Annotated in this window: 1 protein-coding gene and 1 pseudogene; both read left to right on the top strand. The window is 67.9% G+C overall.

Annotated elements, in window-relative coordinates; translation table 11 throughout:
* Positions 1 to 672 precede the first annotated feature (672 nt).
* Positions 673 to 1,689 (top strand): annotated as a pseudogene (ltrA, locus tag ACFV9M_RS41985) (group II intron reverse transcriptase/maturase); the annotation flags it as partial.
* A gap of 91 nt (positions 1,690 to 1,780) precedes the next feature.
* A complete protein-coding gene (locus ACFV9M_RS41990) occupies positions 1,781 to 2,047 on the top strand; it encodes a group II intron maturase-specific domain-containing protein (protein ID WP_385102744.1) in 267 nt (88 codons plus the stop codon).
* Positions 2,048 to 2,183 lie beyond the last annotated feature (136 nt).

Genomic DNA, 2,183 nt, shown 5'->3' on the forward strand with positions numbered 1-2,183 from the left:
GTGCGCCGTGAGGCGCTTGTTGATCGAGTGGAGGTGAGAGACCTGCACCAACCTGCTGTCGCAGCAGTGGGGTTGAAGCTGAGGGCAGCCTGATCCGGGAGGTGCCGGGGAGGGCGGGAAGCAGCCCTGACAAAGCCGGGGCGGGGCCAGGACCGTCAGATGGCCGTGTGCCCGGCGAGCACGACGGAGAGGTGTACGAGAGGAACCGGTGTGTGAAGCCTCGTAACGAATTCCCACCAGCTCGAACCTGACGGATCTGGGCTGGGTGCGGTGCGCGTCTGCCATCTGCTCGGGCAGGCGACTTGCGCGGAGGTCTCGTTCGCCGCCGCGCAAGGCCACGGTGAAGGACTGCGGCGTAGCCGTGGCGATGCCGCCGGGGTATAGCCGGGCGCCTCCTCCGACAAGCGATCACAAGTGAACACGGGAACCGTCCCGGTCCCGCCGCGGGCCGCGCATCCGGCGCGGACATCCGGGCTGGGTCCACCGTCGGCCGAACGGTCCGGGATGGGGCGGAGCCGCCGTAGTAGTCCGAGCGCGGGAAAGCCGCGTACATGGCGAAGGGCGGCAGCAGGTAACGAGTGGAAGGGGACTGCAATGCCCGAAGACGCCGGAGTGGAGACTCCGGCCGTGCAGCGCGACGTGCCGGTGGTGCGGCCGCTGCGGGTACGGGAGATGCAGACCAAGCTGCACCGCTGGGCGGCGGCCGATCCCGGCTGCCGCTTCGATGATCTGTACCACCTGGTATGCGACCGCAGGTTCCTCGCACGTGCGTGGGACCGGGTCGCCGGCAACACCGGTGCCCGCACCGCAGGCGTGGATCGGGCCACGGCCCGCACCATCGCCGAGCAGGTGGGCGTGGAGGTGTTCCTGGACCAGCTGCGTGAGCAGCTGCGGCAGCGGGCGTTCCGCCCGCTGCCGGTACGCGAACGGATGATTCCCAAGCACGGCGGGAAGCTGCGGAGTCTGGGCATCCCGACCGTGGCCGACCGCGTGGTCCAGGCTGCACTGAAACTGGTGCTGGAACCCATCTTCGAGGCCGACTTCGCGCCGGTCTCCTACGGGTTCCGCCCCAACCGGAGGGCACACGACGCGATCGCCGAGATCCACTTCTGGGACACCCAAGGCTACCGCCAGGTCCTGGACGCGGACATCGAGGCGTGCTTCGACGCGATCGACCACACGGCCCTCATGGACCGGGTGCGCTCCCGAGTGAAGGACAAGCGCGTCCTCGCCCTGGTCAAGGCGTTCCTGAAGGCCGGAATCCTCCGGGAGACCGGAGCGATGGAACCGTCCGAGACCGGCACCCCGCAAGGCGGGATCCTCTCTCCGCTGCTGGCCAACATCGCCCTGTCCGCGCTCGATGAGCACGTGATGGGGCCATGGAAGCCGGGCGGAACGATGTCCAGCGACTCGCGACGCTTCACGCGGGTGGCCAAGAACCTGCCGAACTGGCGGATCGTGCGCTACGCGGACGACTTCGTCGTGCTCGTCAGGGGCGAACGCCACCACGTCGAGGCGCTGAGAGCTGAGATCGGCGAGGCCCTCGCCCCGCTTGGACTGCGCCTGTCGCCGTCCAAGACACGCGTGGTGCACATGGCCGACGGGTTCGACTTCCTCGGCTTCCACATCAAGTGGATGCGCAAGCGGGGAACGGACAAGCACTACGTCTATACCTTCATCGCGGACAAGCCGGTCCGCGAACTGAAGCGGAAGATCCGGGCGCTGACCCACCGGAGGTCACAGGTCCCCTTTTGCCGCCGTACTGTCGAGGATCAACCAGATCCTTCGCGGCTGGGCCAACTACTTCAAGCACGCCGTGGCCAAGCACACGTTCAACACCTTGCGGTCGTTCGTGTGGTGGCGCGTGGTCAACATGATCACGTATCGGCGACGCTGGACGTGGACGGCTCTACGCCGACAGTTCAAGGGCCCCAGGGGCTGGCGGCAGATCGCCCTGGACGGCGTCACGCTGTTCAACATCGCCGCGGTGACGGTCACCCGCTACCGCTGGCGCGGGCTGAACATCCCGACGCCGTGGACCGCATAGATCATCGAGCCAACGGCAGGAACCTGTGGAGAGCCGGATGCGGTGAGAGTCGCACGTCCGGTTCGGTGAGCGGCTCGGGGAAACGGAGCCGGGGAGACCCGGCCACCGCGCCCCGAGTCGACTCTCCACCTTCGCC

The sequence above is a fragment of the Streptomyces sp. NPDC059895 genome, assembly GCF_042731035.1.
Taxonomy (GTDB): Bacteria; Actinomycetota; Actinomycetes; order Streptomycetales; family Streptomycetaceae; genus Streptomyces.